Here is a 24913-nt window from a genome sequence, read left to right on the forward strand (position 1 = left end):
GGTCACCGAGAGTTCATCGAATTGCCCCCTCCGTGAGAGAAGCGGAGGGGGCAATTCTGTGTGGTTGAGCGAGGTACAGTTGGGGAACGCGTCGCCGATCCAAGGGTCGGCGCCCCTTTATCTCCACCGCGAGCCCGACAAGAAGTAGCCAAAGTGTGCGGGTTTTTTGCGGCTTTTGTTCCGTTTGCCGGGTCCGACTTGACCTGAAGTCAGCGGAATTGTCCCCACATTCCCGACCGGTCGTGCCCGGATTTCTCGTCCGATTGACCTGTTGCAGACGGCAGTTGGGCAGATACATTCAGCCGCGGTCGACGCGTTCCGGCGCACGCCCCCGACCGATGGGGGGTGAGGTCTGACCCGGATCCGCGAAGTGTGGATCTGTGCAAGGGCCAGTAATAGGGGAGTTAGGCATGGCTCAGGGCACCGTCAAGTGGTTCAACGCGGAGAAGGGGTACGGCTTCATCGCGGTCGACGGTGGTGCGGATGTTTTCGTCCACTACAGCGCGATCCAGATGGACGGGTACCGCACCCTGGAAGAGGGCCAGCGGGTCGATTTCGAGATCTCGCAGGGTCAGAAGGGGCCGCAGGCGGACATGGTCCGGCTGGCGACCGGCTGAAGCACGCGTCGACTTAACAGCAGCGACGTTCTTCTTCGAAGGGCCCGCACCTCCCGGGGTGCGGGCCCTTCGCCGTGCCCAGCCACAGGGGGGCGATCCCCGAGAGCCGCTTGCGCCCGCCCGTCGCCCGACCGCCACCCCACATCGAGCCCTCGCTTCGCGAGGGCGCCTTGCACTCTCCGGGGGCGAGTGCTAATCATTGGCGTTAGCACTCTGAAGGTGAGAGTGACAAAGAAGGACCGGGTCGGTGAGGCCCGCAGGCCGGGTGGGGCAAGGAACCACAAGGCATGTGAGCCGTCCGTCGCGGGCGCGGGCGCGGTCCGAAGGAATCACCCCCAGTCCTGGAGGGACCACTTCACATGGCCAAGATCATCGCGTTCGACGAGGAGGCGCGGCGCGGCCTCGAGCGCGGCATGAACCAGCTCGCGGACGCCGTCAAGGTGACGCTCGGCCCCAAGGGTCGCAACGTCGTCCTCGAGAAGAAGTGGGGCGCCCCCACGATCACCAACGATGGTGTGTCCATCGCCAAGGAGATCGAGCTCGAGGACCCGTACGAGAAGATCGGCGCCGAGCTGGTCAAGGAAGTCGCCAAGAAGACGGACGACGTCGCCGGTGACGGTACGACCACCGCGACCGTTCTCGCCCAGGCCCTGGTCAAGGAGGGTCTGCGCAACGTAGCCGCCGGCGCCAACCCGATGGCCCTCAAGCGTGGTATCGAGCGTGCCGTCGAGGCCGTCTCCGCCGCCCTGCTCGAGCAGGCCAAGGATGTCGAGACCAAGGAGCAGATCGCCTCCACGGCCTCCATCTCCGCCGCCGACACCCAGATCGGCGAGCTCATCGCCGAGGCGATGGACAAGGTCGGCAAGGAAGGCGTCATCACCGTCGAGGAGTCCCAGACCTTCGGTCTGGAGCTGGAGCTCACCGAGGGTATGCGCTTCGACAAGGGCTACATCTCGGCGTACTTCGCCACCGACATGGAGCGTATGGAGGCCGTCCTCGACGACCCGTACATCCTGATCGCCAACTCCAAGATCTCCGCGGTCAAGGACCTGCTCCCGCTGCTGGAGAAGGTCATGCAGTCGGGCAAGCCGCTGCTGATCATCGCCGAGGACGTCGAGGGCGAGGCCCTGTCGACCCTGGTCGTCAACAAGATCCGCGGCACCTTCAAGTCCGTCGCGGTCAAGGCCCCGGGCTTCGGTGACCGTCGCAAGGCCATGCTGAACGACATCGCCATCCTCACCGGTGGCGAGGTCATCTCCGAGGAGGTCGGTCTCAAGCTCGAGAACACCTCCCTGGACCTCCTGGGCAAGGCCCGCAAGGTCGTCATCACCAAGGACGAGACCACCATCGTCGACGGTGCGGGCTCCTCGGACCAGGTCGCGGGTCGCGTGAACCAGATCCGTGCCGAGATCGAGAACAGCGACTCGGACTACGACCGCGAGAAGCTCCAGGAGCGCCTGGCGAAGCTCGCCGGTGGCGTCGCCGTCATCAAGGCCGGTGCCGCGACCGAGGTCGAGCTCAAGGAGCGCAAGCACCGCATCGAGGACGCCGTGCGCAACGCCAAGGCGGCCGTCGAGGAGGGCATCGTCGCCGGTGGTGGCGTGGCCCTGCTGCAGGCCTCCGGTGTCTTCGAGAAGCTGGAGCTCGAGGGTGACGAGGCGACGGGTGCCGCCGCGGTCAAGCTCGCGCTCGAGGCTCCGCTGAAGCAGATCGCCGTGAACGCCGGTCTTGAGGGCGGCGTCGTGGTGGAGAAGGTCCGCAACCTCACCCCGGGTCACGGTCTGAACGCCGCGACCGGTGAGTACGTCGACCTGGTCGCCGAGGGCATCATCGACCCGGCGAAGGTGACGCGGTCCGCGCTGCAGAACGCCGCGTCGATCGCTGCGCTGTTCCTCACCACCGAGGCTGTTATCGCCGACAAGCCGGAGAAGGCCGCCGCGCCTGCCGGTGGCGGTATGCCGGGCGGTGACATGGACTTCTGATCGGCCTCGGGGTCTTTGACCTCCGGTTGATCAACGTCCTTGCCGAGGGCGGCACTTCCTGTTGCGACAGGGGGTGCCGCCCTCGGTGTTTTGGCGGGTGCGGGCCGGTGGGGGCTGGTCGCGCAGTTCCCCGCGCCCCTAAAAGAAGGGCACTGCAGCCAGCGCCCCTTTAGGGGCGCGGGGAACTGCGCGACCAGCCCTCGTGTAGCCGCCGTCGCTACGAAACCTGTCCCCCTCCTTGGGAATGCGCAGCATCACACTCGCCGTTGCTTAATGTGGTGCAACAATGCGTGTGCACATACTGACCGGTATAAGCAACCCCGTTCCAAGGAGCCCTCCACGTGACCGTCACCCAGCCCGCCGCCTCCCGGGCGGCGCAGATTCTGTCTCGGCCGACCGTCATCAATGGCCTGACCGTGCCGAACCGCATCGTGATGGCGCCGATGACGCGCATGTTCTCCCCGGGCGGCGTCCCCGGCGAGGACGTGCTGTCGTACTACGCGCGGCGCGCAGCGGCCGGCGTGGGCCTGATCGTCACCGAGGGCACGTACGTCGGGCACGACTCGGCCGGGCAGAGCAGCCGGGTCCCGCGGTTCCACGGGGAGGAGCAGCTGGCCGGCTGGGCGAAGGTCGCCGACGCGGTGCACGCGGCCGGCGGCACGATCGTGCCGCAGCTGTGGCACATCGGCATGGTGCGCAAGGAGGGCCAGTCGCCGTATCCCGAGGCCCCCGCCGTCGGCCCGTCCGGCATCCGCATCGGTGAGACCGAGCCCACTGGCAAGGAGATGACCCAGCGCGACCTCGACGACGTCATCGCCGCCTTCGCCCAGGCCGCGGCGGACGCCGAGCGCATCGGCTTCGACGGCGTCGAGCTGCACGGCGCCCACGGCTACCTCGTCGACCAGTTCCTGTGGGCGGGCACCAACCGCCGCACCGACGCCTACGGCGGTGACCCGGTCGCCCGTACGAAGTTCGCGGCGGAGATCGTGGCCGCCGTACGGGAGCGGGTCTCCGCGGACTTCCCCGTCATCTTCCGCTACTCGCAGTGGAAGCAGGAGGCCTACGACGCCCGGCTCGCCGAGACCCCGGAGGAGCTGGAGGCCATCCTCACCCCGCTCGCCGCGGCCGGCGTCGACGCCTTCCACGCCTCCACCCGCCGCTACTGGATCCCGGAGTTCGACGGCTCCGACCTCAACCTGGCCGGCTGGACGAAGAAGCTCACCGGCAAGCCCACGATCACCGTCGGCTCGGTCGGCCTCGACGGCGACTTCATCGGCGCGTTCATGGGCGAGGGGTCCACGGTCAAGGGCTTCGACGACCTCCTGGACCGCCTGGAGGCCGAGGAGTACGACTTCGTCGCCGTCGGCCGCGCGCTGCTCCAGGACCCTCAGTGGGCGGCGAAGGTCCTGGGCGGCCGCTTCGACGAGCTGGCGCCGTACGACGCGGCCTCGCTGAAGACCCTGAGCTGACGTAGGTCCGGTCATCCCTCCCCGTGAGGGGTGACCTGCCTCGCTTGAGTAAGTCAATCAACTGACTTAAGGTTGCCTCGGTCAATCACGCGTGCCTTACGCGTGCTTTCGCGCCCGTACGCCGACGGAGGCCCCGAAATGTCCCACCCCCCATCGCCGAGAACGAATGCCGTGGTGGCGGTGCTGGCCTTCGCCGGGATCGTCGTCTCGCTGATGCAGACCCTGGTCATCCCGATCGTCCCGGAGCTGCCGCGGCTGCTGGACGCGCCCGCGTCGGACACGGCCTGGGCGGTCACGGCGACGCTGCTCGCGGCGGCCGTCGCCACGCCCGTGATGGGGCGGCTCGGCGACATGTACGGCAAGCGGCGGATGCTGCTGGTCAGCATCGTGCTGCTGGTGGCCGGCTCGGTGGTCTGCGCGCTGAGCGACTCGCTGGTTCCGATGATCGTCGGACGGGTGCTCCAGGGCCTGGCCTCCGGTGTGATCCCGCTCGGCATCAGCATCATGCGTGACGAGCTCCCCGCCGAACGCCTCGGCTCCGCCACCGCCCTGATGAGCGCCTCCCTCGGTATCGGCGGTGCGCTCGGTCTGCCCGCCGCCGCGCTGATCGCTGACTACTTCAACTGGCACGTCCTGTTCTGGACGTCGGCCGGCATGGGGGTCGCGGCGCTGGTGTGCGTGCTGCTGTTCGTGCCCGAGTCGAAGGTGCGCACCGGCGGCCGGTTCGACTTGGTCGGCGGCGTGGGCCTGGCGGTCGGCCTGGTGTGTCTGCTGCTGGCCATCTCCAAGGGCGCCGACTGGGGCTGGGGCAGTGGCACGACGCTGGGACTGTTCACCGCGGCCGCGCTCGTCCTGCCGACATGGGGCTGGTGGGAGCTGCGGACCGGGCAGCCGCTGGTCGACCTGCGGACCACGGCCCGCCGCCAGGTCCTGGTCACCAACCTGGCCTCGATCGCCGTCGGATTCGCGATGTTCGCGATGAGCCTGGTCATCCCGCAGCTCCTCCAGCTCCCCGCGCAGACCGGCTACGGCCTCGGCAAGTCGATGCTGGTCGCGGGCCTGTGCATGGCGCCGTCCGGCCTGGTGATGATGGCGACGGCACCGGTGTCAGCCGCGATCTCCCGGACCAAGGGCCCGAAGGTCACGCTGATGGTGGGTGTCCTGATCATCGCCCTCGGCTACAGCCTCAACATCGTCCTGATGTCCGAGGTCTGGCACTTCATCCTGGTGGCCTGCGTCATCGGCACCGGCGTCGGCTTCGGCTACGGCTCGATGCCCGCCCTCATCATGAGCGCCGTACCGGCGTCGGAGACGGCCGCCGCGAACAGCCTCAACACGCTGATGCGCTCGCTCGGCACGTCCAGTGCGAGTGCGGTCGCCGGTGTGATCCTCGCCCAGATGACGACGAACCTCGGCGGCTACGCGCTGCCGTCCGAGAACGCCTTCAAGGTGGTCCTCGCCGTGGGTGCGGGAGCCGCGCTGCTGGCGTTCGTGGTGGCGTCGTTCATCCCGCGGCAGGGGGCCGCTGCCGCGGACGGGGAGCCGGTGAGGTCGGAGGGCTCGGCCGAACCGGCGGGGGCGGCCAAGCGGTAACCGGCGGAACTACAGGTTGCCGAGCGGCTCGATGTCGACCTTCACCGGGGTGCCCCAGACGCGCAGCACCTCGTAGTCGGTGAACTCGTGCACCAGCCGGTAGGCCATCGCCGGGCGCGGGCCGCGGCGGGCGGCGGCGAGGTAGAGCTCGGCCTCGCGGCGGTCGCGGCGCGGGGTGCCGCACAGCTGCCACTCCTGGCCGTTCCACAGCTCCGGCAGCCAGCGCTGCTGGGGCTGCGGGCGGTCGCCCCGGACTCCGTAGCGGGAGGGGACGGGGTGCTCGGGGGCGTAGGGAGCGGCCGGGCCGGAGCCGTTGAACTCGGCCCGGCGGGCCGCGCGGCGACGCGTCTCGCAGAGCAGGCAGAGGTCGGGAGCGGCGGTGTCGACCGGGCCGTTCGGGTGCTCCGGGCAGCGCGTGGTCGGGGCGGCGCTGGTGACGCTCTCGTCGAGGAGATCGAGGGCGCGGCGGAGGTCGGCCTTGACCTCGTGGAGTTTGGCGTCGGAGGTGTCGGCGGTGAGGGATTCGCCGTGTTCGCCTACGAGGCGGAGGGCTCGGCCGAGGGCGGTCAGCTGGGCGTGGTTCATCGGGTGGCTCCGGGGGCTTGCGGGGGCCGGCTGGCGTGCTCGGGTGCTGGGGGCAGCCTTCAGCATGCACATGGGGAGGCTCTGCCTCCAACCGGGCCGCGGCCCGGTGGGTCCGTGCGGGCGTCAGTCGGCGTAGTCCTTGAGCTCCTCGGTGTTCAGGGTGATGCCGACGGGGGCGGGCAGCTCGACGATGGACCCCCATGGGTAGGACGATGCCTGGAGGTACCGTCCGTCCTTCGGCTCGCTGTACACCGTGACGGTGTCGATGTCGCGGTCGATGAGGAGGTAGACGGGAATCTTGGCCCCTGCGTAGCCGACGGGCTTGTCGATACGGTCGCGTTGGTTGGTGTCCCGGTCGTGAGAGGTGATCTCTACGGCCATGAGGGCGCCGTCGGATGCCGACCACTCGCCATGACCCTTGAAGTGGCCCACCGGTGCCAGGAACCCGTCCGTACGGGCGCGGCCCTTGCGGTATGTCTCGGCCTTGACGCCCCGCTCGGGCATGAGATTCAGCTCAGGCCGTTGCTGCATGCATTGGCGCACGAGCCACATGAAGATCTCGCCGTGATTGCCGTCCGGCATGGCCTTGACTACGACCCTTCCGTTGATGTACTCGAGCCGCACGGTTTCCGGAGCTGCGGCGGCCAGCTCCTCGAATTCGTCGACGTCGAGCGGCCCGTGCCGGATGCACAGCCGCCCGCCGAGGAACTCCAGCCTGTCGCGCAGCTCCTCCGGAGCCCTGCGGACGAGTTCATCGAAGTCCTCGACGGACATCTGCGGGCGCTCAGCGGTGTCTGGGGTCATGGCGTCGCCTCCTTCCTCCCATCCTGCCCTGGAGTGGTGGCGCCGGACCGTGGGAGCTGTCACGCGGGTGTCCTTTCGTGTCGTCGTTGATCCATTGCGGCACGGATTTCCGCCGCGCGGGCTTGGACTGTGGAGGCTTGCGGAGGCGCGTGGTGGCGACTGGGGGCGCCTTCGCCCCGGCACGTTCCGCAGACGCCGCCCGGTAGGGCCTCCGGGCGGCCGGGGACTCCGCACTTGGCGCATTCCAGGATGCGCAGGGGTGGACGGGGCGGGGCCGGTTCAGGGGGGATTTTGGTGGTGAGGCGGGTGCGGAGCAGGGCGGCCGGGTGGTGGACCGGGGTCGGGAGGCCGGTCGTCAGGGCGCGGCGTACGTCCGTGTCGGTGGCGCCTCGCGCGTACCACTCGGCGACCAGCGGCGCGAGCATCGCGCACTCGGCGGCCGACAGCGACAGCGCGGGGGCCTCGCGGCCGAGGGCGGCCAGCAGGACGTGGGCGCGGGAGCGGGTCTGACGGGGCGGGCCGTCCGGTGGGGGCTCCCGCGGTACGTCACCCCTCGTGAACGCAGCCCACCACGCGTCGTCGCGTGCGGTACGGGAGAACCACGATCGGGTGATCCAGCGGGCGCTGCCCGACGCGGCGGTCAGGTGCTCGCGGCCTCGGCGCAAGTGCCCTGCCCGCTGGAGGTTGTTGAGGGCCGTGCGGAGCGCGCACTGTCCGTACGGGAGCTGCTTGGCCAGCGTCTTTACGGAGATGTCGGCGCCGTCGGGCAAGCGGTCGATGTACGCGGCGATCGCGGCTTCCCGGGGTGGGAGTGCGGCGAAGTCGTGGTTCGTGCGGGGGTGTTGGTCCGGCGCCGACCTTTTTCCGTAGCCCGGGTTGGCCATTGGGTGCGGGGTCGCGTGCGCGGACGGGGAGGCAGCACTAAAGTTGGCGTCAGCCATGGGATCGAACCTGTTTTTCGATCTTGTAGGTCAAGCCCCCGCAGGTGTTGCGAGCACCTGGCGGGGGCTGTTCGTTATTCGGGCACGCTAGACGACCATCACTGTGCGTGGCAAGCCGAACTCGTCAAGTCAACTCGCGGGGTGGGAGGGCGGGTTGAGGCCCTCCAACCATTCCTTGAAATGGCGGCTCGGGGCTGGCCGCTTGAGCCCCGGGCGCGCTCAGCCCATGCTCTTCGCGCCGTCCAGGGCCTCGCGGATGATGTCGGCGTGGCCGGAGTGCTGGGCCGTCTCGGCGACGACGTGCATCAGCACCCTGCGGGCCGACATCCGAGCCCCGGGCTCGTTCCACGGTGCCTTGGGCAGCAGATGCGTGACGTTCAGGTCGGGCAGGGTGGTGACCAACTCGTCGGTCCGGGCCGCCACTTCCTCGTAAGCCGCCAGGACGCCGGCCAGCGTCTCACCGGGCAGCATCCGGAACTCGTCGGCCCGCGCGGCCCAGTCCTTCTCGGTCATGGCGGTGAAGTCGGGCATCGCGGACGGGCCGTGCAGGATGAACTCGGCCCAGTGCCGCTCCACCGACGTGACGTGCTTGATCAGGCCGCCCAGACACAGCTCACTGACCGTGGTCCGCTGTCCCGCCTGCTCGTCGGTCAGGTCCCGCGTGGTGAACCGCAGGAAGTGCCGCTGCTTGGCGAGTGCTTCCAGGATGTCGGCGCGCTCGCCGGTGGCAGGGGTGGTGGCGTTGTTGTGCGTGGTCTCAGTCATGACAGCCACGCTAGGGGGCAACTAGGTCAGATCCTGACCGCTTCGAACGAAGGCCGCCCAAGATGATGCGCGGAAGATGAGCTTCGGGCCGTGGGGGTTCTTGGAGTCGCGGACGGGAACGACGGTGGGGTGGCCGTCGGCCACTTCGAGGCAGTCGCTGCCGCTGCCGCCGCTGTACGTCGACTTGCGCCAGCGGGCAATTTCCAGGCACTCGTTGCCGCCCCCGCCGCTGTAGCTCGACTTGTGCCAGGTAGCCGTGCTCAGGTCGTACTCAGGGATGTTCCTCATGTGCGTAATCCTGCGCCACCTGCTCGATCAACGCCAGGGACTTCTGAGGCGAAAGCGCGGAGGCCGTGAGGAGTTCGAAGGTGAACCTGAGCTGGGCGACGGTGGCCGGGTCGTCCTCCAGTCGCCCAGTGCTGGGCCCCTCGAAGTAGACCAACGGAGGGGCGTCCTCGAAGTCCATCAAACGCAGCGAACCCTCCATCGACTTGTGTGCTCCCGCACTGAAGGGAAGTACCTGCACGATGACGCGGCCCCGCCGGGCCAGGTCGGCGACATGGCGCAGGGCCTCCGCCATCACCGCACGCCCACCCGTTTCGCGGCGCAGCACCGCCTCGTCAAGCACCATCCACAACATCGGCGTTGTTGGGTTGTCGAGTAGACGCGTCCGCTCCATCCGGCCCGCCACCCACTCGTCGATGGTCTCTTCGGGTGCCGTCGGGGCATAGGCGCGGTTCACGGCGTGGGCGTACGCCGGAGTCTGCAACAGCCCCGGGATCAGCAACGGCGCGTACTGCCTGATCGCCGTCGCTTGTGCCTCTGCCTCCGCCGCCTCCGCGAAGTGCTCCGGATACCGGGACTTGTTCGCCGCCTCGCAGTTCCGCTCGAAGAACCCGTTCGTCCCCAGCACCTCGTCCACCAGCGGAGCCATCTCCGGCCGCAAGCGCCGCGTCCCCGCCTCCAGTTGCCCCACGAACGTGCCGCTGACGAACAACCTCAGGCCCAGGGCCTCCTGGCTGAGGCCCTTTCTTTCGCGGGCGTGACGTAACTCCGCGCCCAGCAGCGCGCGGGGTGATGACGACGGGTCGAGGTCCTTGGGTCCCGGCATGGCAGCTCCAGGTCGAACATCGGAGATGTTGGTGTCTCCCGTATGGCCAGGCTAGAGCCGTGACCGCCACGCTGTGTTGTGAATCGCAAACTCTGTGTGGACCGTGGAGGCAAGTGTGCCGTCGACCGAAGAAGTGGTGGCGTCGTTGCGGGAGGCGCTCGTGGGTGCCGGGGTCGTCCTGCCGTCTCTGTGCGTGGATCCGGTGACCGGCGCCGGTGACGAGCCGTTCCCGCTCGTGGACCTCGGGCGCTGCAATGTCCGTGTCGCCGAGAAGCTGGCGTCGGTGGTGCGGGGCGAGCGGCCGGCCGTCGGCAGTCATGCCGTGGACGTGCGGGACGGGCGTATCGGCGAGGTCAGGGGGCACGTGGGCGGCCGGGTGCAGTTGCGGCCCGTCGAGGGTGGGCGGGAGTGGGACTGCCCGCCGGACGCGGTGCAGGTGGCGCCGCGCGGGGAGGTGCTGCGGGCGCAGGTCCGGGGCGCCAACCGGGAAGGGCAGATGCGTTGCTGAGCCAACGGCCGGGCCGGCCGGGCGGGAAGGGCGTTTGGGACCAGACCTTCCCAACCTTCCCACCCGGTCCTGCCGGAGGCCGTGTCAGCCGAGCTTGGCCGCCTGGGCCTCGATCACGGCGGTCGGCTGCTCGAACGCCTCACCGCGGGTGACCGCGGCGATGTTGAAGGACGAGAAGCCCGCGAGCGTGCCGCCCTGGCGGAAGACGACGACCTTGGTCTCGCCGGCGCTGCCGTCCTGCTTCGTGCCCACGGTCCAGGCGACGGCGTCCTCGCCGGCCGTGAGCTTCTCCTCGGTGACCTTCGTGACCTGCTGCTTCTCACCGTCGACCGTCATGGCGAAGCCCCCGGCGCACTTCTTGCCCGCCTCCCGCAGCGTGGTGAGGGTCTGCTCGGCGCCGCCGGCCTCGTAGGACCACAGGGAGGTCATCGTCTTGGTGATGTCGAGCGAGTCGAGGGTCGCCTCCTCGGCCTCCTTCTCCGACATCTCCGCGAGCTCCTCCATCGACGGCATGCCCTTCTTGGACGCCTCGGACTCCTGGACCACGAGGCGCTGGACGGTCGCCGCCGGCTTGCCCGCCGGGAGGGCCGACAGCACCTGCCCGACGGCATCGCACTCGGCCTTGTCGACGGACACGGAACCGGGCGCGAAGACGTCGGCCTTCCCCGGCTTCGTGATCTTCTGGCCCTCGACATCGCCCTCGGCGACCACGAGCTTCTCCAGTTCGGCGGCGGTGAACGTCTTCGTCGCCGCGGGCGCCGAGGATTTGGTGCCGCCCTTGGCCTCCTTGTCCTCACCGCCCTGCTCGCCGCCACCGCAGGCGGTGACCAGAAGGGCGAGGGAGGCCGCGGAGGCGGTCAGGACGGTACGACGTATGGCGGTGGCTGACATGTGGTGCATCTCCCGTGCTCAACGCCCTGCACCCGGTTGCGGTGCAGGGTTCACGCACAAGACCAACGTGACCGGGGCAGGGTTGTGCGAGCCACGGGCTTGTGTGTGGGGTTGGCCGGGAAGGCCGCGTCAGGTGGCCGACGTCAGCGCGGCTCGCAGGTGACCGGCCGACTCCTCCAGGAGCCGGGCGGCCGTGCTGCCGTCCACGTCCGCCAGCAGGACCAGGATCGCGGTCTTCACCTCACCGCCCGCCTCGGCCAGCGCCCGCTCGATGTCCGTGTCCTCCGCACCCGTGGCCAGCGCGACGATACGGCGGGAGCGGGCCCGCAGCTTGTCGTTGGAGGCGCGGACGTCGACCATCAGGTTCCCGTAGGTCTTGCCCAACCGGATCATCGTGATCGTCGACAGCATGTTGAGGACCAGCTTCTGCGCGGTTCCGGCCTTGAGGCGGGTCGAGCCGGTCAGCAGCTCCGGACCGACGACGACCTCGATGCCGTGCTCGGCCGCCGCCCCGAGCGCGCTCCCGGGGTTGCAGGCCAGGCCTACCGTCAACGCGCCCCGCGCACGGGCGTGTTCGACCGCGCCGATCGCGTACGGGGTGCGGCCGGACGCGGAGATGCCGACCACCGTGTCGGTGGGGGTGAGCGCGAGGGCGTCCAGGTCGGCCCGGGCCAGCTCCTTGGAGTCCTCGGCGCCCTCGACGGAGGTGACCATGGCCTCCGGGCCGCCCGCGATCAGCCCGACGACCCGGGAGGGGTCGGTGTTGAAGGTGGGCGGACACTCGGAGGCGTCCAGCACACCGAGGCGACCGGCCGTACCGGCACCGGCGTACACGAGGCGCCCGCCCCGCGCCATCCGCTCCGCGATGCCATCGATGGCAGCGGCGATCTCGGGAAGCCGCGCCGCGACAGCCGCGGCCACGGAGGCATCCTCGCCGTTCATGAGCCGGGCGATGTCGAGGGTGGGGAGCCGGTCGATCTCGGCGAGCTCGGGCCGGAAGGCCTCGGTGGTGAGCGAGTCCAGCTCGGATCGGAGGTCGCGGGGGTTGGAGGTGGAGGTCATGGGAGGACAGCTCTCTTCGACTTCGGTGTGCTTGACGCCCCAGGGGCGCGGGGCGGTGTTGGATGTGCGGCTAGCGCCGCGTGGGCGCGACCAGCCACATCGGACCCGCAGATCTCCACAACGGCCGGGCCTACGGCCTAACGACGGTGCCGATGCGCCAGCGCCTCATACGACGCGGACAACGCCGGCGCCGCCGTCTCGTACGTCCGCTGAGCCACCCCGACAAACAGGCAGTCCACAACAAGCAGCTGACTGGTCCGGGACGACATCGCGGCGGGCCGCAACTCGCTCTCCCGAGCCGTCGACGTCGTCAGTATGTGATCGGCGTACTGGGTCACGGGCCCATCCGGACGCCCCGTGATCGCGACGGTGGTCGCTCCCCGCTCGAACGCGACCCGCAACGGCTCGATGACATCACCCGTGGACCCGGAGTGCGTGATCGCGATGGCGACATCACCCGCCCGCAGCTGCACCGCGTTCGTCACTGCGAGATGCGGATCGCTGTGCGCGTGGGCTATGAGCCCTATCCGCAGCAGCTTCTGGGTGAGGTCCTGCGCGACCAGCCCGCTCGCGCCGACGCCGTACACATCGATACGGCGGGCCGCCGCCGCGGCGGACACCGCGGCTCCGAGCTGGGCGGTGTCGAGGCCGGCGGCCGTGTCGGCGAGGGTCTGCTGTTCGTCGTAGGCGAGCTTGGCGACCACGTCGGCGATCGGGTCGTCCACGGCGATGTCGGTCGTGATGGCGGGGGCGCGGCCCGACTGCTGCTGGGCGGCGAGGCCGGCGAGGGCGAGACGCAGGTCGCGGTAGCCGGGGTAGCCGAGGAGACGGGCGGTGCGCACGACCGTGGCCTCGCTGGTGCCGGTGAGCTCGGCGAGGCCGGTGACCGTGAGGGCCGCGCAGCCCGCCGGGTCGTGCGCGACCGCTTCGGCGACGCGCTGCATGGAGCGGGTCATCGAGGGGGCGAGTGTGCGCACCTTGGCGGCGAGGGCGGCGGGTGCGGGTGCCGCGCCCACGCGCGTTCCGAAAGTTTCCTTCACTTCACGGGTCACCCTTGAAAGGTATTTTCAACACCGAGGCGTGGTCAATAGTGCGCACAATAGGTGTATGGAACCCATCAGTCCGCTGGAGCAGGCGCTGCACACGGCCCGCGCCCTCGTGCTCGCCGACCTGGTCGCGGGCGAGGTCGCCGAGGCGGACGTCGTGTCGCTGGTCGAGGAGTCGGTCGTACAGCGTCGCTGGTGGGTGGAGCAGTGGCCGGACGGCGTGGAGTACGTGGCCGGGCTGGTCGCCCAGGACGTCCAGGACGCGTTGCTCGACCGGTACGGCCGCTGGCCACTGTGCCCGGTGTGCGGCTCAGGTGATCCGCACGCGCTGGAGGTCGAGCCGGAGCTGGGGCCGGATCCGCACTGGGTGTGCCACCAGGCGGGGGTGAAGGTCGCGGCGTTGGGGGCGCTGGGGTCGACAGGGGCGGAGGGGCCGACGGGGCCGACCGGGCCGACGGGGAGCGCGTGACGTCGTGGCGATCTACATCGACCCCCCGACCTGGCCGGGGCACGGCCGGATGTGGTCCCACCTGGTGAGCGACGTGTCGTACGACGAACTGCACGTGTTCGCCGACGAGTTGGGCGTGCCGCGACGGGCCTTCGAGCGGGACCACTACGACATCCCGTCCCACCGTTACGCCGACGCGGTGCGGGCGGGGGCGGTGGAGGTCAGCAGTCGTGAGGTGGTGCGGTTGCTGCAGGGGGCGGGGCTGCGGAGGCCGAAGGGGCGGGCGAATGGTTAGGGCCCGCGCCCTCGGCCTCGGGTGGAGCGGCCTGCGCGCGGCAGGTCCCAGGCGCGGCTCTAGGCGAACTGGCCCGGCTGGTAGCTGCCCGCGGGCTGCTGGATCATGACGTTCATCCGGTTGTACGTGTTGATCATCGCGATGAGGATCACCAGCGCGCCGAGCTGTTCCTCGTCGTAGTGCTTGGCGGCGTTCTCCCAGACCTCGTCCGGGACCCCGCCGGCACCGTCCGCGATGCGGGTGCCCTGCTCGGTGAGCTCCAGCGCGGCGCGCTCGGCCTCCGTGAAGCAGGTGGCCTCCCGCCAGGCGGCGACCAGGTTGAGGCGCAGCCAGTCCTCGCCGGCGGCCACCGCGTCCTTGCTGTGCATGTCGGTGCAGAAGCCGCAGCCGTTGATCTGGCTGGCCCGGAGCGTCACAAGGTGCTGCGTGCTGAGCGGCAGCGGCGAGTCGTGCACCGCCTTGCCGGCCGCGGCGAAGTGCTTGATGACCTTGCCGGCGATGGGGTTCTCGAAGAGGTTCAGACGGGCGTTCATGGCCAACTCCCTTGCCGTTGTCGTCGGGTACACAGCTATGACGGAACGGCTCGGCGGGATGTGACATGAGGGAGTGTGACGTGGGTCACCGTCGGATGTAGAGCTGGAGAGCCCCGCCCGAGCCCTGCTCGTCCAGGTCCTGTTCTTTCAGGTCCTGCTCCTCCTGGGGCGCCCTTACATACCCGGCGCGGGTGGCCACCGCCTGGGACGGGAGGTTGGCGGCCTCGACGGTGGCCTGGAGGGTGTGGACGTCGTCCCTGGCCAGGGCCCAGTCCGACAGGGCGGTCAGGGCCTCGCTGGCGTAGCCGCGGCCACGGGCGCCCTCGACCAGGTCGTAGCCGACCTCCGCCCGGCCCTCGTCGTCGGGAGCGCCGTGGAAGCCCATGCCGCCGACCGCGAGGCCGTCCTCCTCGCGTACGAGGACGAACAGGCCGAACTCGGGGCGGTGCACGCCCGCCTCGCGGGCCTTCAGCACCATGCCGGCCGCCTCCCGTGTCCCCTCGTAGGGGCCGCCCACGACCCAGGTGAACCCGCCGTCGCCGCCCACGCTCAGATCGGCGGCGGACGCCGGGGTGACGCCCTGGAGGGTGAGGCGCTCGGAGGAGAGGACGAGGTTGTTCTGCCAGCGCCACTCGGTGACCGGCTCCCGGCCGGGCAGGTCGCCGCGGCCGGTGGCCCACAGCAGGGTGCGCCAGTGGTCGGGGCCGGGCTGGACCTCGGGGAAGATCCGGGTGAGCACGAACTCGGGGAGTGCGGAGGGAGGTTCGTACGCGACGCCGAGGCCCTCGGCGATGTCGTGGGTGTGGAGGATGACCTCGGCCACGCCCATCGCGGCGAAGCCCTCGCGGTTCGCGCTGCGGAACGGGTACGGGTGGAAGGCCCGTACCTCGGGGGGTGTGGTGCGGACGGTGGCGGTGAGGAGGGCGCCGGTGGTCTCGATGATGTGGATCAGGTCCGCGTTGTCGATGCCGTCCTGGAGGGCGATCTCGAACGGGACGTACTTCTTCCGCGCACGTCCGGCCAGGTTGCCGGCGTAGGCGGCGAGGTCGTCGGCGACGTGGTGCGCGGTGTCGCGACAGTGCCAGTCCAGCCGTCCCGCTCTCACTGCCGTCCAGTCCCGGTCCGCCACTGTTCGCAGCAGCGCCGCGCAGCTCTCGACGGCTTGCTCCACCCGTTCCCCGCTTATGTCTCGCATGCCGTGCAGGCTACGGCGGCGGGCTGGTCAGAGCGACAGCATTTCCAGCTCGGAGGACAGGTTGTAGCGGGCCGTCGCCTCCCAGTTCTCCCTGCCGTACGGCGTGCTGAACAGGCTTGGCAGGTCGAGGAGTTGGCGCAGGATCGTGGCTCTTCCCTCGCGGAAGGCGTCGTTCGGTACGAAGTGGTACTCCTCGCGTACGGCTGCCGTGTACGCGGCGTACGCGGAGGGCGGTGCGGCGAGGATCGCGAGGTCGGCGTCGCAGAGGACCTGGCCGTCGCGGTCGTCGGGGGCGGGGGCGTGGGTGGTGGTGAGGCGGACGAGGCGGGCGACCTCGGCGGTGCGCTCCGCGGGGACGCCGGCTTCTGTGAGGGCGCGTTCGGCCAGGCGGGCGGAGCGTTCTTCGTTTTCCGAGCGGTCGGGGAGGTAGACCGCGTCGTGGAACCAGGCGGCGAGGCGTACGACGTCCGGGTTGTCGGCGTGGTCGGCCAACTCGTCGATGTGGTCCAGGACCGCGGTGAGGTGGGTGAGGGTGTGGTAGTGGCGCTGGGGTTCCTGCCAGCGGGTGAGGAGGCTGTCGGCGTAGGGGGTCGGGTCGGGGGTGGTGGCGGGGGAGCGGGTTGCGTTCAGGGCTTGGGTGAAGCGGGTGCGGAGGGTGTTGGGGGTGGTGAGGTCGGCCATGGGCTCATTGTCCGTGGTGCGCGGGGGCAGGCGACGTATTCAATTTGTCACGCTCGCATCAGGAACGACGCGACGGGGACGGCTCCTTGGTAGGACTTGTCCGTGCCGCTCCGGAGCGGCACGGACAACTCTGCTGCCTGGCGGGCCCGCTCGCCCCGGCCTTCCTCCTGGAGCCCACTTTGCCTCTGCGGACAGGTGTCACCCGCCCGGTATCCCTGCTCCTGTCGACCGCGCTCGCGGCCGGGACGCTCACTGGCTGCACGTTGCTGGAACTCGCCGGCGACTGCGAGGGGACCGACGGCAGGGTGAAGGAGATGGCGGCACTTGACATCCTCGACTCCCGGCCCGCCGGGGCCGCCGTCCCCCGGGGCTTCGAGAAGGCCGACGTCGGCTGCTGGGCGGACAGCGGCGACGTCTCGGTGTACGCAAGCCGGACGTGGGCATTCCCCGGCACGCGGGCTGAAGTGGCCGCACATTACCGGAGGGCGGCGGCACGGGACGGATGGGATCCGCATTCCGAGGCCTCCTCCGACGACCTGTGCTTCGCCAAAGAGGAGATGGCCCTGCGGATCGTCTTCCTCACCGCCGAGGGCCTCGCCGAGGACGGTCACGGAAGCCGCCCCGACCTCACCACCGGGGCCGGCTACTCGGTCAACATCGACTCGTTCGTGAACAGCGGGGCCGAGGCGGGCTGCTGAGCGGCACCTTCCGGGAACCCGTCCCGGCGGTGTCCGGGCTCGCAGAACTCCGCCTCGACGGCGGCGTCCTCCAGGAACTGCTCGCCCCAGTCGCCGTTGCGGTTCATGGTCATGACGTGCCGGCCGTCCGCCGAGGCCAGGGTCCGGGTCGCGGAGCCGGGGATCATGCCGCCGTGGCCCCAGGCCCAGCAGCCATCGGCGAGCTTGAAGTGCCGCAGGCCCAGGCCGTAGACGTCCTGCGGACCGCCGTGCCCCTTGTCCCCGTCCACGGGGACGGCGTCGAGCAGCTGCCGTTGCTGGGCGGGTGGCAGCAGCTCTCCGGCGAGCAGCTTGGACAGGAACGTGTTCACGTCGCCGACGGTCGAGATCATCTGCCCCGCGGAGAACGCGACCGTGGGGCTGAACTCGGTGACATCGCGTATCTTCGCCTGCGGCCCGTTCTCGAACAGCGTGGAGTAGTGCCTCGCGTGCGGTGCGGGCAGCCAGAGCGAGGCGCCCGGCACGCTCGTGCCGCGCAGACCGAGGGGCCGGATGACGAGGCGCTCGACCGCGTGCGCGTAACTGCGGCCGGTGGCCTTCTCGACGATCATGCCGGCGACGACGTAGTTGGTGTCCGAGTAGTCCCATTTTCCAGGACTGCCGGGCCTGCTGCCCTGCTCCGGCTGGAAGTTCGGCGGGTGGGCGAGGGCGATGTCCACCAGTTCCCGGGGGGACCACCTGCGGTGGCGGTTCCGGTCGAACTCGTCCCCCGCGTACCGGGCGCGGAAGCCGTCGTCCATGTTGTAGTCGAAGATCCCGCTCGTGTGGTTGAGCAGGTGCCGCACGGTGATGTGTCCGGGCCGGTACCCCTTGCCGTGCACCACTCCCGGCAGCCACTTGGCCAAGCTGTCGTCCAGCGACAGCTTCCCCTCGGCTTCGAGCTTCAGGAGCACGGTGGCCGTGAAGGTCTTCGTCACGCTGGCGATACGGAACCTCTCGTGAGTGCTTCGCGGCCTGTCCACACCGAGCCTGCGGACACCGGCCCGCCCCTCCCAGACCCCGTGCCGGTCGCGTACCTGGGCGATGACACCGGGGGTGCCCTGCGTGACGATCTCGTGCAGGACGGCCTGGGTCTTCGCGTGCGGGGCCTGGTGCTTCGGGTGTAATCGGGGCGCCGGAGGGTGGTTGGGCCGATCGGCCGAGGCGGCGGGGAGAGTCCCCAGGACGGCGGCGATGACGGCGAGGACAGTGACGATGGGTAGGCGGCGAGGCGGCTGAAGACGGCTCATGAGATCAGCTCACCAAGTGGCCGACGCTCACACCATCGGGAATCACCCGGAAAGGGGTCGGGGACACGACCTAGGGGGCACGGGCGGCGTCGTTCGTTGTACGAGGGGGCGGGGTTCTCCCTCCGTGGGGGCGGTGCGGACCTAGCGTGGGGCTCATGACTTCTGGTGATGGGCTTGGTGTGCGGGACCCCGGGTTGGCGGGGCGGTTGTTGGTCGTTGAGCGGGATGCGCTGGTGCCGTTGTTGCGGGGGCGGGCGGAGGGGGACTTCGCAGTACCGACGGTCGGGTGTCCGGGGTGGTCGGTGCGGGATGTGCTGGCGCACTGTTCGGCCGCGTTGATGCGGGTGGTGGAGAACCGGTTCGAGGAGGGTGTGTTCTCGCCCGAGTCCAACGACCGGGACATCGCCGAGCGCGCCGACTGGACCCCCGCGCAGATCGTCGACGAGCTGGAGCGCGGGATGACCGAGGCGGGGCCGGTGATCGCCAGGGCGGGCGGGGCCTTGGATGGCATCGCGCTGGGGGAGTGGGTGCACGCCGGGGACGTACGGGAGGTGCTCGGGGAGCCGGGGGCGTACGCCGGGGCCGGGCTGCCCGACGCGCTTCGGCTGCTCGCGTGGCTGACCCGAGATCGGCGGCACGTGCCGTTGCAGGCCGACCTGGACGACGTCGACGAGCCCCTGCGGCTGGGGGAGGCGGCGGCTTCGCGGCCGCCGGCGCGGTACATCGGGGACGCGGCGACGCTGGTGCGGCTTTATGCGGGGCGGCCGGTCGAGGGGGCTGCGTATGAGCTGGTGGGGGTGGACGCCGGGGGTCTGAACATCTTCGGGTGACGGTGGCCAGGAGCAGGGCCTGCCGCCGGCGCTGCCGCGAGCACAGGGCGTACCCTGGATTGGACTAGACCTGTAGGCCGAGGAATGGGGTCCCATGAGCAAGCGTGCAGTCCTGGAGGTGATCGCCCTCGGGGTCGAGGACGCCGTCGCCGCCCAGGCCGGGGGTGCGGACCGGCTCGAACTGGTCACCGACATGGCGGCCGACGGGCTCACCCCGCCGGTGGAGACCTTCGCCGGGATCCGTGCCGCCGTCGACATCGACCTGCGCGTGATGCTGCGGCCGGCGGCGGGGTTCGCGGTGGGGGACGTGGAGCCGGTGGTACGGGCGGCTCGGACGATGCGGGACGCGGGGGCCGAGGAGTTCGTGCTCGGGTTCCTCGATGCCGACGGCGGGGTGGATCTCGGGGCCGTGGAGCGGGTCGTGGGGGCGTTGGACGGGTGCCGGTGGACCTTCCATCGCGCGATCGACCGGGCTGCCGACCGGGATGCGCTGCGGAAGCAGCTGGACGGGATGCCGGGGCTGGACACCTACCTCACCGCCGGGTCGGGGGCCGGCGTGGACGAAGGCCTCCCCACGTTGCTCGCGGAGGCGGCGCGGGGTGGGGAGCCGGGGTATGAGCAGCGGCTTCTGGTGGGCGGCGGCCTGCGGCTCGACCACGTCCCGACCCTGGCCCGAGCCGGCATCAACGCCTTCCACATCGGTGGCGCGGCCCGCCCGGCCGGCTGGGCCGCGCCGGTGTCCGCGGCGGCCGTCGCGGAGTGGCGGGCCGTACTGGACGGCGTTTCCTAGCCACCGGCGCGCTTACTCGGCGGGGGTGGGTCGCGCAGCCCGGCGCTGACGGGGTGCGCCGCGCCCACCCGTGCCGCCGGTGAGCAGCGGTGCGGCCCTGTGCCGATACGCGGCTCCGCCGCGCGGGCACCAGCCAGGGCCGCTGCCTGCAACCCCTGAGGGGCGCGGGGAACGGCGCGACCAGCCCCCACCGCCCCGCACCCCACCACGAACCTCACCAGGTGCGCGCCTTAGGGCCGCGAGGAACGGCGCGACCAGCCGCAGGCGGTCGGCAGTCTGCTGCGAGACCTGACCAGGTGCGCGCCTTAGGGCCGCGGGGAACGGCGCGACCAGCCGCAGGCGGTCGGCAGTCTGCTGCGAGACCTGACCACGCGGGTGCCTTAGGGGCGCGGGGAACTGCGCGACCAGCCACATCCGGCCCGCAGTCGGCAATGAGACCTCACCACCCCCCACCCCCCCGGTCACGCCAGCGGCCCCGGCACCCCCGCCGCATGGACCACGATCAAGCCCGACACCGCTCGCGTCAGCGCGACATACAACCGGCGCAACCCGGTCCGTTCGTCCGGCTCGCCGTCCACGACTGCCTGGGGCTCGTCCAGGACGACGTAGTCGTACTCGAGACCCTTGGCGAGGGACGCAGGGACCAGCGTCAGGCGGGTGTGGTGGGTCGTCTCCTCGCCGGGCGCGAGGTAGGCGATCCCGGCCGAGGCCAAGGCGTCCGCCAGCACCGCAACCCTGGCGTCCGCGGCGATCAACCCCACCGACCCCTCGTTGCGCAACAACTCCTCGCAGGCGGCGACCACTTCACCGGCCGACGAGGAAGCAGCCGGACGCACCTCGAAGAAGCCCGGGTTCTCACGGATCGACGCCACCGGCGTCAGACCGGGCGCGATGGAAGGGAGGAGACGAGAGGCGTATGTGATGACGTCCGTCGGGACTCGGAAACCGGCCGTGAGTTCTTCGATGACGCCGTCCGACTTGCCCAGGTGCGCCAGCGCCTCGTCCCAACTGCGCGTAGCCCACGGCGTCGTACCCTGCGCCAGATCACCGAGCACCGTCGCCGAACCGGTGGTGCAGCGCCGCCCCACCGCCCGGTACTGCATCGGAGAGAGGTCCTGCGCCTCGTCCAGGACCACATGCCCCAGAGACGGCGTACGCGCCACGATGTCGTGCGCCTCGTCGACCAGCACCGCGTCCGCCGCCGACCACTTGGCCGACTTCACACTCCGCGCCGGCTTCGCCCAGAGAATCGTCTTCTGCTCGTCCTCGCTGAGCACCCCCTCCGCGTGGACGGCGAGGAAGTCGGCGTCCGCGAGCAGCCGCAGCACGAGCTTCGCCGGATCGACGGGCGGCCAGATCGCCTTCACCGCCGCCTTCACCGCACTGTTGCGGGCCACCGCGTCCTGCACCCGGTCGTCCGGCGCCTCCCCCGACCGCTCCATCTGGACCAGCACGGCATGCGCGATCCGCTGCGGAAGCGCCTCACGGGCGGCACCGTATCGGATGTCCCGGGACAGCAACTCCCTGACCATCTCCTCCAGTTCGTACGCGGGGACCCGCCACCGACGCGACCCGCGCACGACGACCACCGGCTCCGTCGGCATGCTCACATGCGAGTACACCGCCCGCCGCAACACCTCCGCCATCCTCGCGTCGCCCTTGACGACCGCAGCTGCCGCCTCGTCGGTGCCGCGCACCTCGACATGGGCGACGAGGTCGTCGACCGTGGCCTGGCGGACCGCCAACTCGCCCAGCGCCGGGAGGACCTGCTCGATGTAGTGCAGGAAGGACTTGTTCGGCCCGATGACCAGCGTGCCGGTGCGGGCGAGCCGCTCGCGGTGGGCATAGAGGAGGTACGCGACCCGGTGCAGGCCCACCGCCGTCTTCCCGGTGCCGGGGCCGCCCTGCACGCAGACCGTCCCGCCGAGCCCGGACCGGACGATCTCGTCCTGCTCGGGCTGGATCGTCGCCACGATGTCCCGCATCGGGCCCACGCGCGGACGCTCGATCTCCTGCTGGAGCAGCTTGCTCGTCCGGGCCGCCTCCGCCGGGTCCGAGAGGTGCTCGTCCTCGTACGCCGTGAGATCGCCGCCCGTGTAGCCGAAACGGCGGCGCAGCGCGATGTCCATCGGGTCCTTCTTGGACGCCCGGTAGAACGGCTGGGACACCGGCGCTCGCCAGTCGATGACCATCGGGTCGCCCTCGGCGTCGTGCACATGCCGGCGCCCGATGTAGAAGCGCTCGCCCTCGGCGCCTTCCGCTTCTTGCGCGCCGGGTGCGTGCAGATAGTCGAGGCGGCCGAAGAACAGCGGGGTGTCGCTGAGGTCGGCCAGCGCCTTGATGCGCTCGTCGATCTGACGGGCGAGGACTTCGGCGTTGACCCAGTTCGCGGTGACGTCGCTGATGTCGAGGGACTCGACGTCCGCACGCATGGCACGCAGGGCGACGCGGGAGGACGCGAGGTGGGCGCGCTCCCTGGAGAGCGGGTCCAGGGGGTCGTCGACGGGCGTGGACAAGGGGGTGCCTCCGGAGGACCTACCTGTGGGTGGGTGAGAGGCCGACCGGTTTCCGTCCGGACGGCGGCACTCCGTGAACGGAGGCGGGCAAGAGCGGAGATCTTAGGTGAGGGGGCATGCCGTAGGCCAATGAATTTCCATCCAGTTGCCAGTGAGCCTCCGGTTCCGTCTCTCCGTCCCTCGGCCCCTCCGTCCCCTAGGGGACACCGCCCTCCTCCCTGAGGGTGTGCGGTCCGTCCCGAGGTGTACGCGGACCGTAGGCGGCTTCGGTCCCCAGGCCGATGCGGTCTTTATGGCCGCGAACCCATCATGGAGACATGAGCGCAGCAACCATCCACCCAGCCCCCGTGGGTCCCCGCGGAGCGACCGCGCTCCAGGGGAACCACCGTCATCGCCTCGGTGAAGCCCTGCGTGCCGTCAAGGTGTTCGCAGGCGCGGCCTTCGACGTGATCATCCTCGGTGAGTACGGCGAGGAGGCTGGCGTCCGCCGCAAGTGACGCCGAGGGCCTCCTCTTCCGGCCCCTACCCCTCCGCGAGGATCTCGTCCGCGTCCACGATCCGGTACGCGTACCCCTGCTCGGCCAGGAAGCGCTGGCGGTGGGCGGCGAAGTCCTGGTCGATGGTGTCGCGGGCGACGACCGAGTAGAAGTGCGCCTGGTGGCCGTCGGCCTTGGGGCGCAGGACGCGGCCGAGGCGCTGGGCCTCCTCCTGGCGGGAGCCGAAGGTGCCCGAGACCTGGATGGCGACCGTGGCCTCCGGCAGGTCGATGGAGAAGTTCGCGACCTTGGACACCACGAGGACGCTGATCTCGCCCTCCCGGAACGCGTCGAAGAGCTTCTCGCGCTGCGCGTTGGACGTCTCGCCCTTGATCACGGGGGCGTTCAGATGCTCGCCCAGTTCGTCGAGCTGGTCGATGTACTGGCCGATGACCAGGATCTGCTGGCCCTCGAAACGCCTGACCAGCGCCTCCGTCACCTTGCGCTTGGTGTCGGTCGTCGCGCAGAAGCGGTACTTCTCCTCCTGCTCGGCGGTGGCGTACGCGAGCCGCTCGGCGTCGGTGAGGTTGACGCGGACCTCGACGCAGTCGGCGGGCGCGATGTAGCCCTGCGCCTCGATCTCCTTCCACGGCGCGTCGAACCGCTTGGGGCCGATGAGCGAGAAGACGTCCGACTCGCGGCCGTCCTCGCGGACGAGGGTCGCGGTCAGCCCGAGCCGACGGCGGGCCTGGAGGTCGGCGGTGAACTTGAAGACCGGCGCGGGCAGCAGGTGCACCTCGTCGTAGAGGATCAGACCCCAGTCGCGGGAGTCGAAGAGCTCGAGGTGCGGGTACACACCCTTCCGCTTGGTGGTGAGCACCTGGTACGTGGCGATGGTGACGGGCCGGATCTCCTTGCGCGTCCCGCTGTACTCGCCGATCTCGTCCTCCGTCAGCGACGTCCGCTTCACCAGCTCGTGCTTCCACTGCCGGGCCGAGACGGTGTTCGTGACGAGGATCAGTGTCGTCGACTTCGCCTGGGCCATCGACCCGGCGCCGACGAGCGTCTTCCCGGCGCCGCACGGCAGCACCACGACGCCACTCCCGCCGTGCCAGAAGTTCTCCACCGCCTGCCTCTGGTACGGCCGCAGCGCCCAGCCGTCCTCGTGCAGCTCGATCGGGTGCGCCTCACCGTCGACGTACCCGGCGAGGTCCTCGGCCGGCCAGCCCAGCTTCAGCAGCGTCTGCTTGATCTGCCCGCGCTCGGAGGGGTGCACGGCCACGGTGTCCGGGTCGATACGTGCGCCCACGAGCGGCGCGATCCGCTTCGAGCGCAGCACCTCCTCCAGGACCGGGCGGTCGGTGGTGGTGAGGACGAGGCCGTGCGTGGGGTGCTTGGACAGGGTGAGGCGGCCGTAGCGGTCCATCGTGTCGGCGATGTCGACGAGCAGCGCGTGCGGGACCGGGTACCGGCTGTACGTCACCAGCGCGTCCACGACCTGCTCGGCGTCGTGCCCGGCCGCGCGCGCGTTCCACAGGCCGAGCGGGGTCACCCGGTAGGTGTGGATGTGCTCCGGCGCGCGCTCAAGTTCCGCGAACGCCGCGATCGCCCGACGGCACGCGTCCGCCTGCTCGTGGTCCACTTCCAGGAGCAGGGTCTTGTCCGACTGGACGATCAGTGGTCCGTTCACGTACGTGCGTCCTTCCGCTCGGCCACCCGACCAAACGTCCAGTGTGCCTGATCGATTCCTGGTCGAATCCGGAGTCGTACAGGATGTCTTTTCATTCCTGTGAGTGGCGTGGTTTCACC

At 70.3% G+C, this 24913-nt stretch carries 26 protein-coding genes; 11 read left to right on the forward strand and 15 right to left on the reverse strand.

Annotation, left to right across the window (positions count from 1 at the left end):
• Positions 1 to 410: 410 nt before the first annotated feature.
• The 4 genes from ACFZBP_RS22180 to ACFZBP_RS22195 all read left to right on the forward strand — a co-directional run bounded on the left by ACFZBP_RS22180 (position 411) and on the right by ACFZBP_RS22195 (position 5661).
• Positions 411 to 617: a cold-shock protein gene (locus ACFZBP_RS22180; RefSeq protein WP_007493268.1), complete on the forward strand. Its 207-nt coding sequence runs from the start codon at positions 411 to 413 to the stop codon at positions 615 to 617.
• A 359-nt stretch (positions 618 to 976) separates the two neighbouring features.
• Positions 977 to 2599 carry a chaperonin GroEL gene (groL, locus tag ACFZBP_RS22185; RefSeq protein WP_383447156.1) on the forward strand — a complete coding sequence of 541 codons (1623 nt, stop codon included), beginning with the start codon at positions 977 to 979 and terminating at the stop codon, positions 2597 to 2599.
• 341 nt (positions 2600 to 2940) lie between these two features.
• Positions 2941 to 4068: an NADH:flavin oxidoreductase gene (locus tag ACFZBP_RS22190; RefSeq protein WP_391415416.1), complete on the forward strand. Its 1128-nt coding sequence runs from the start codon at positions 2941 to 2943 to the stop codon at positions 4066 to 4068.
• Positions 4069 to 4206: 138 nt separating this feature from the next.
• A complete protein-coding gene (locus ACFZBP_RS22195) occupies positions 4207 to 5661 on the forward strand; it encodes an MFS transporter (RefSeq protein ID WP_391415418.1) in 1455 nt (484 codons plus the stop codon).
• Between the two features lie 9 nt (positions 5662 to 5670).
• Here ACFZBP_RS22195 and ACFZBP_RS22200 read toward each other — a convergent pair whose 3' ends face one another.
• From ACFZBP_RS22200 to ACFZBP_RS22225, 6 genes are all read right to left on the reverse strand, one after another.
• Complete coding sequence (locus tag ACFZBP_RS22200) at positions 5671 to 6246, reverse strand: hypothetical protein (RefSeq protein ID WP_391415420.1); 576 nt, start codon at positions 6244 to 6246, stop codon at positions 5671 to 5673.
• A 123-nt stretch (positions 6247 to 6369) separates the two neighbouring features.
• Positions 6370 to 7050: a Uma2 family endonuclease gene (locus ACFZBP_RS22205; protein ID WP_383447169.1), complete on the reverse strand. Its 681-nt coding sequence runs from the start codon at positions 7048 to 7050 to the stop codon at positions 6370 to 6372.
• 59 nt (positions 7051 to 7109) lie between these two features.
• Complete coding sequence (locus ACFZBP_RS22210) at positions 7110 to 7991, reverse strand: hypothetical protein (RefSeq protein ID WP_391415423.1); 882 nt, start codon at positions 7989 to 7991, stop codon at positions 7110 to 7112.
• A 219-nt stretch (positions 7992 to 8210) separates the two neighbouring features.
• Positions 8211 to 8756, reverse strand: a complete 546-nt coding sequence (locus tag ACFZBP_RS22215) for a DinB family protein (protein ID WP_391415425.1) — start codon at positions 8754 to 8756, stop codon at positions 8211 to 8213.
• A gap of 21 nt (positions 8757 to 8777) precedes the next feature.
• Entirely contained in the window at positions 8778 to 9044 is a 267-nt protein-coding gene (locus ACFZBP_RS22220; protein ID WP_391415427.1) for a DUF397 domain-containing protein, read from the reverse strand.
• Entirely contained in the window at positions 9028 to 9867 is an 840-nt protein-coding gene (locus tag ACFZBP_RS22225) for a Scr1 family TA system antitoxin-like transcriptional regulator (RefSeq protein ID WP_391415430.1), read from the reverse strand. Before ACFZBP_RS22225 ends, ACFZBP_RS22220 begins: the two co-directional genes overlap by 17 nt.
• A 115-nt stretch (positions 9868 to 9982) precedes the next feature.
• Between ACFZBP_RS22225 and ACFZBP_RS22230 the strand changes: the two genes are divergently transcribed.
• Positions 9983 to 10375: a hypothetical protein gene (locus tag ACFZBP_RS22230; RefSeq protein ID WP_383447185.1), complete on the forward strand. Its 393-nt coding sequence runs from the start codon at positions 9983 to 9985 to the stop codon at positions 10373 to 10375.
• 84 nt (positions 10376 to 10459) lie between these two features.
• Here ACFZBP_RS22230 and ACFZBP_RS22235 read toward each other — a convergent pair whose 3' ends face one another.
• From ACFZBP_RS22235 to ACFZBP_RS22245, 3 genes are all read right to left on the reverse strand, one after another.
• The gene (locus ACFZBP_RS22235; protein WP_391415432.1) at positions 10460 to 11266 is read right to left on the reverse strand and encodes a hypothetical protein; all 807 of its coding nucleotides are present in this window, start codon (positions 11264 to 11266) and stop codon (positions 10460 to 10462) included.
• Between the two features lie 129 nt (positions 11267 to 11395).
• Positions 11396 to 12328 (reverse strand): N-acetylmuramic acid 6-phosphate etherase, encoded by a 933-nt coding sequence (gene murQ / locus ACFZBP_RS22240; protein ID WP_391415434.1) that lies wholly within the window; start codon positions 12326 to 12328, stop codon positions 11396 to 11398.
• Between the two features lie 137 nt (positions 12329 to 12465).
• Entirely contained in the window at positions 12466 to 13380 is a 915-nt protein-coding gene (locus ACFZBP_RS22245) for an SIS domain-containing protein (protein WP_391415437.1), read from the reverse strand.
• A 55-nt stretch (positions 13381 to 13435) separates the two neighbouring features.
• Between ACFZBP_RS22245 and ACFZBP_RS22250 the strand changes: the two genes are divergently transcribed.
• Both ACFZBP_RS22250 and ACFZBP_RS22255 read left to right on the forward strand, forming a co-directional pair.
• Positions 13436 to 13843: a hypothetical protein gene (locus ACFZBP_RS22250; RefSeq protein WP_391415439.1), complete on the forward strand. Its 408-nt coding sequence runs from the start codon at positions 13436 to 13438 to the stop codon at positions 13841 to 13843.
• Positions 13844 to 13847: 4 nt separating this feature from the next.
• The gene (locus tag ACFZBP_RS22255; protein ID WP_383447205.1) at positions 13848 to 14117 is read left to right on the forward strand and encodes a DUF4031 domain-containing protein; all 270 of its coding nucleotides are present in this window, start codon (positions 13848 to 13850) and stop codon (positions 14115 to 14117) included.
• 59 nt (positions 14118 to 14176) lie between these two features.
• Here the strand turns inward: ACFZBP_RS22255 and ACFZBP_RS22260 are convergent, their stop codons facing one another.
• The 3 genes from ACFZBP_RS22260 to ACFZBP_RS22270 all read right to left on the reverse strand — a co-directional run bounded on the left by ACFZBP_RS22260 (position 14177) and on the right by ACFZBP_RS22270 (position 16526).
• On the reverse strand, positions 14177 to 14650 hold the full coding sequence (locus ACFZBP_RS22260) for a carboxymuconolactone decarboxylase family protein (protein WP_383447208.1): 474 nt from the start codon (positions 14648 to 14650) through the stop codon (positions 14177 to 14179).
• An 85-nt stretch (positions 14651 to 14735) separates the two neighbouring features.
• On the reverse strand, positions 14736 to 15845 hold the full coding sequence (locus ACFZBP_RS22265) for a GNAT family N-acetyltransferase (RefSeq protein WP_391415442.1): 1110 nt from the start codon (positions 15843 to 15845) through the stop codon (positions 14736 to 14738).
• 27 nt (positions 15846 to 15872) lie between these two features.
• Positions 15873 to 16526, reverse strand: coding sequence for an HD domain-containing protein (locus ACFZBP_RS22270; RefSeq protein WP_391415444.1), 654 nt, complete (start codon positions 16524 to 16526; stop codon positions 15873 to 15875).
• Positions 16527 to 16612: 86 nt separating this feature from the next.
• Between ACFZBP_RS22270 and ACFZBP_RS22275 the strand changes: the two genes are divergently transcribed.
• Entirely contained in the window at positions 16613 to 17224 is a 612-nt protein-coding gene (locus ACFZBP_RS22275; RefSeq protein WP_391415447.1) for a hypothetical protein, read from the forward strand.
• Here the strand turns inward: ACFZBP_RS22275 and ACFZBP_RS22280 are convergent.
• Entirely contained in the window at positions 17170 to 18492 is a 1323-nt protein-coding gene (locus ACFZBP_RS22280) for a serine hydrolase (RefSeq protein WP_391415449.1), read from the reverse strand. The genes ACFZBP_RS22275 and ACFZBP_RS22280 overlap by 55 nt on opposite strands.
• Positions 18493 to 18647: 155 nt before the next feature.
• On the opposite strand from ACFZBP_RS22280, the gene ACFZBP_RS22285 reads away from it, so the two are divergent.
• Together ACFZBP_RS22285 and ACFZBP_RS22290 are read left to right on the forward strand one after the other, a co-directional pair.
• Positions 18648 to 19322, forward strand: coding sequence for a maleylpyruvate isomerase family mycothiol-dependent enzyme (locus ACFZBP_RS22285; protein WP_383447223.1), 675 nt, complete (start codon positions 18648 to 18650; stop codon positions 19320 to 19322).
• 94 nt (positions 19323 to 19416) lie between these two features.
• On the forward strand, positions 19417 to 20112 hold the full coding sequence (locus ACFZBP_RS22290; RefSeq protein WP_391415451.1) for a copper homeostasis protein CutC: 696 nt from the start codon (positions 19417 to 19419) through the stop codon (positions 20110 to 20112).
• Positions 20113 to 20573: 461 nt separating this feature from the next.
• On the opposite strand, the gene ACFZBP_RS22295 is transcribed toward ACFZBP_RS22290, so the two are convergent.
• Complete coding sequence (locus ACFZBP_RS22295) at positions 20574 to 22628, reverse strand: UvrD-helicase domain-containing protein (RefSeq protein ID WP_391415453.1); 2055 nt, start codon at positions 22626 to 22628, stop codon at positions 20574 to 20576.
• 317 nt (positions 22629 to 22945) lie between these two features.
• Here ACFZBP_RS22295 and ACFZBP_RS22300 point away from each other — a divergent pair, with 317 nt between their 5' ends.
• Positions 22946 to 23125: a hypothetical protein gene (locus ACFZBP_RS22300; RefSeq protein ID WP_062725369.1), complete on the forward strand. Its 180-nt coding sequence runs from the start codon at positions 22946 to 22948 to the stop codon at positions 23123 to 23125.
• A 25-nt stretch (positions 23126 to 23150) separates the two neighbouring features.
• Here ACFZBP_RS22300 and ACFZBP_RS22305 read toward each other — a convergent pair whose 3' ends face one another.
• Positions 23151 to 24794 carry a DNA repair helicase XPB gene (locus ACFZBP_RS22305; RefSeq protein WP_383447233.1) on the reverse strand — a complete coding sequence of 548 codons (1644 nt, stop codon included), beginning with the start codon at positions 24792 to 24794 and terminating at the stop codon, positions 23151 to 23153.
• Between the last annotated feature and the right edge of the window lie 119 nt (positions 24795 to 24913).

This window comes from Streptomyces sp. NPDC008086 (assembly GCF_042957325.1).
In the GTDB taxonomy this organism is placed as follows: Bacteria; Actinomycetota; Actinomycetes; order Streptomycetales; family Streptomycetaceae; genus Streptomyces.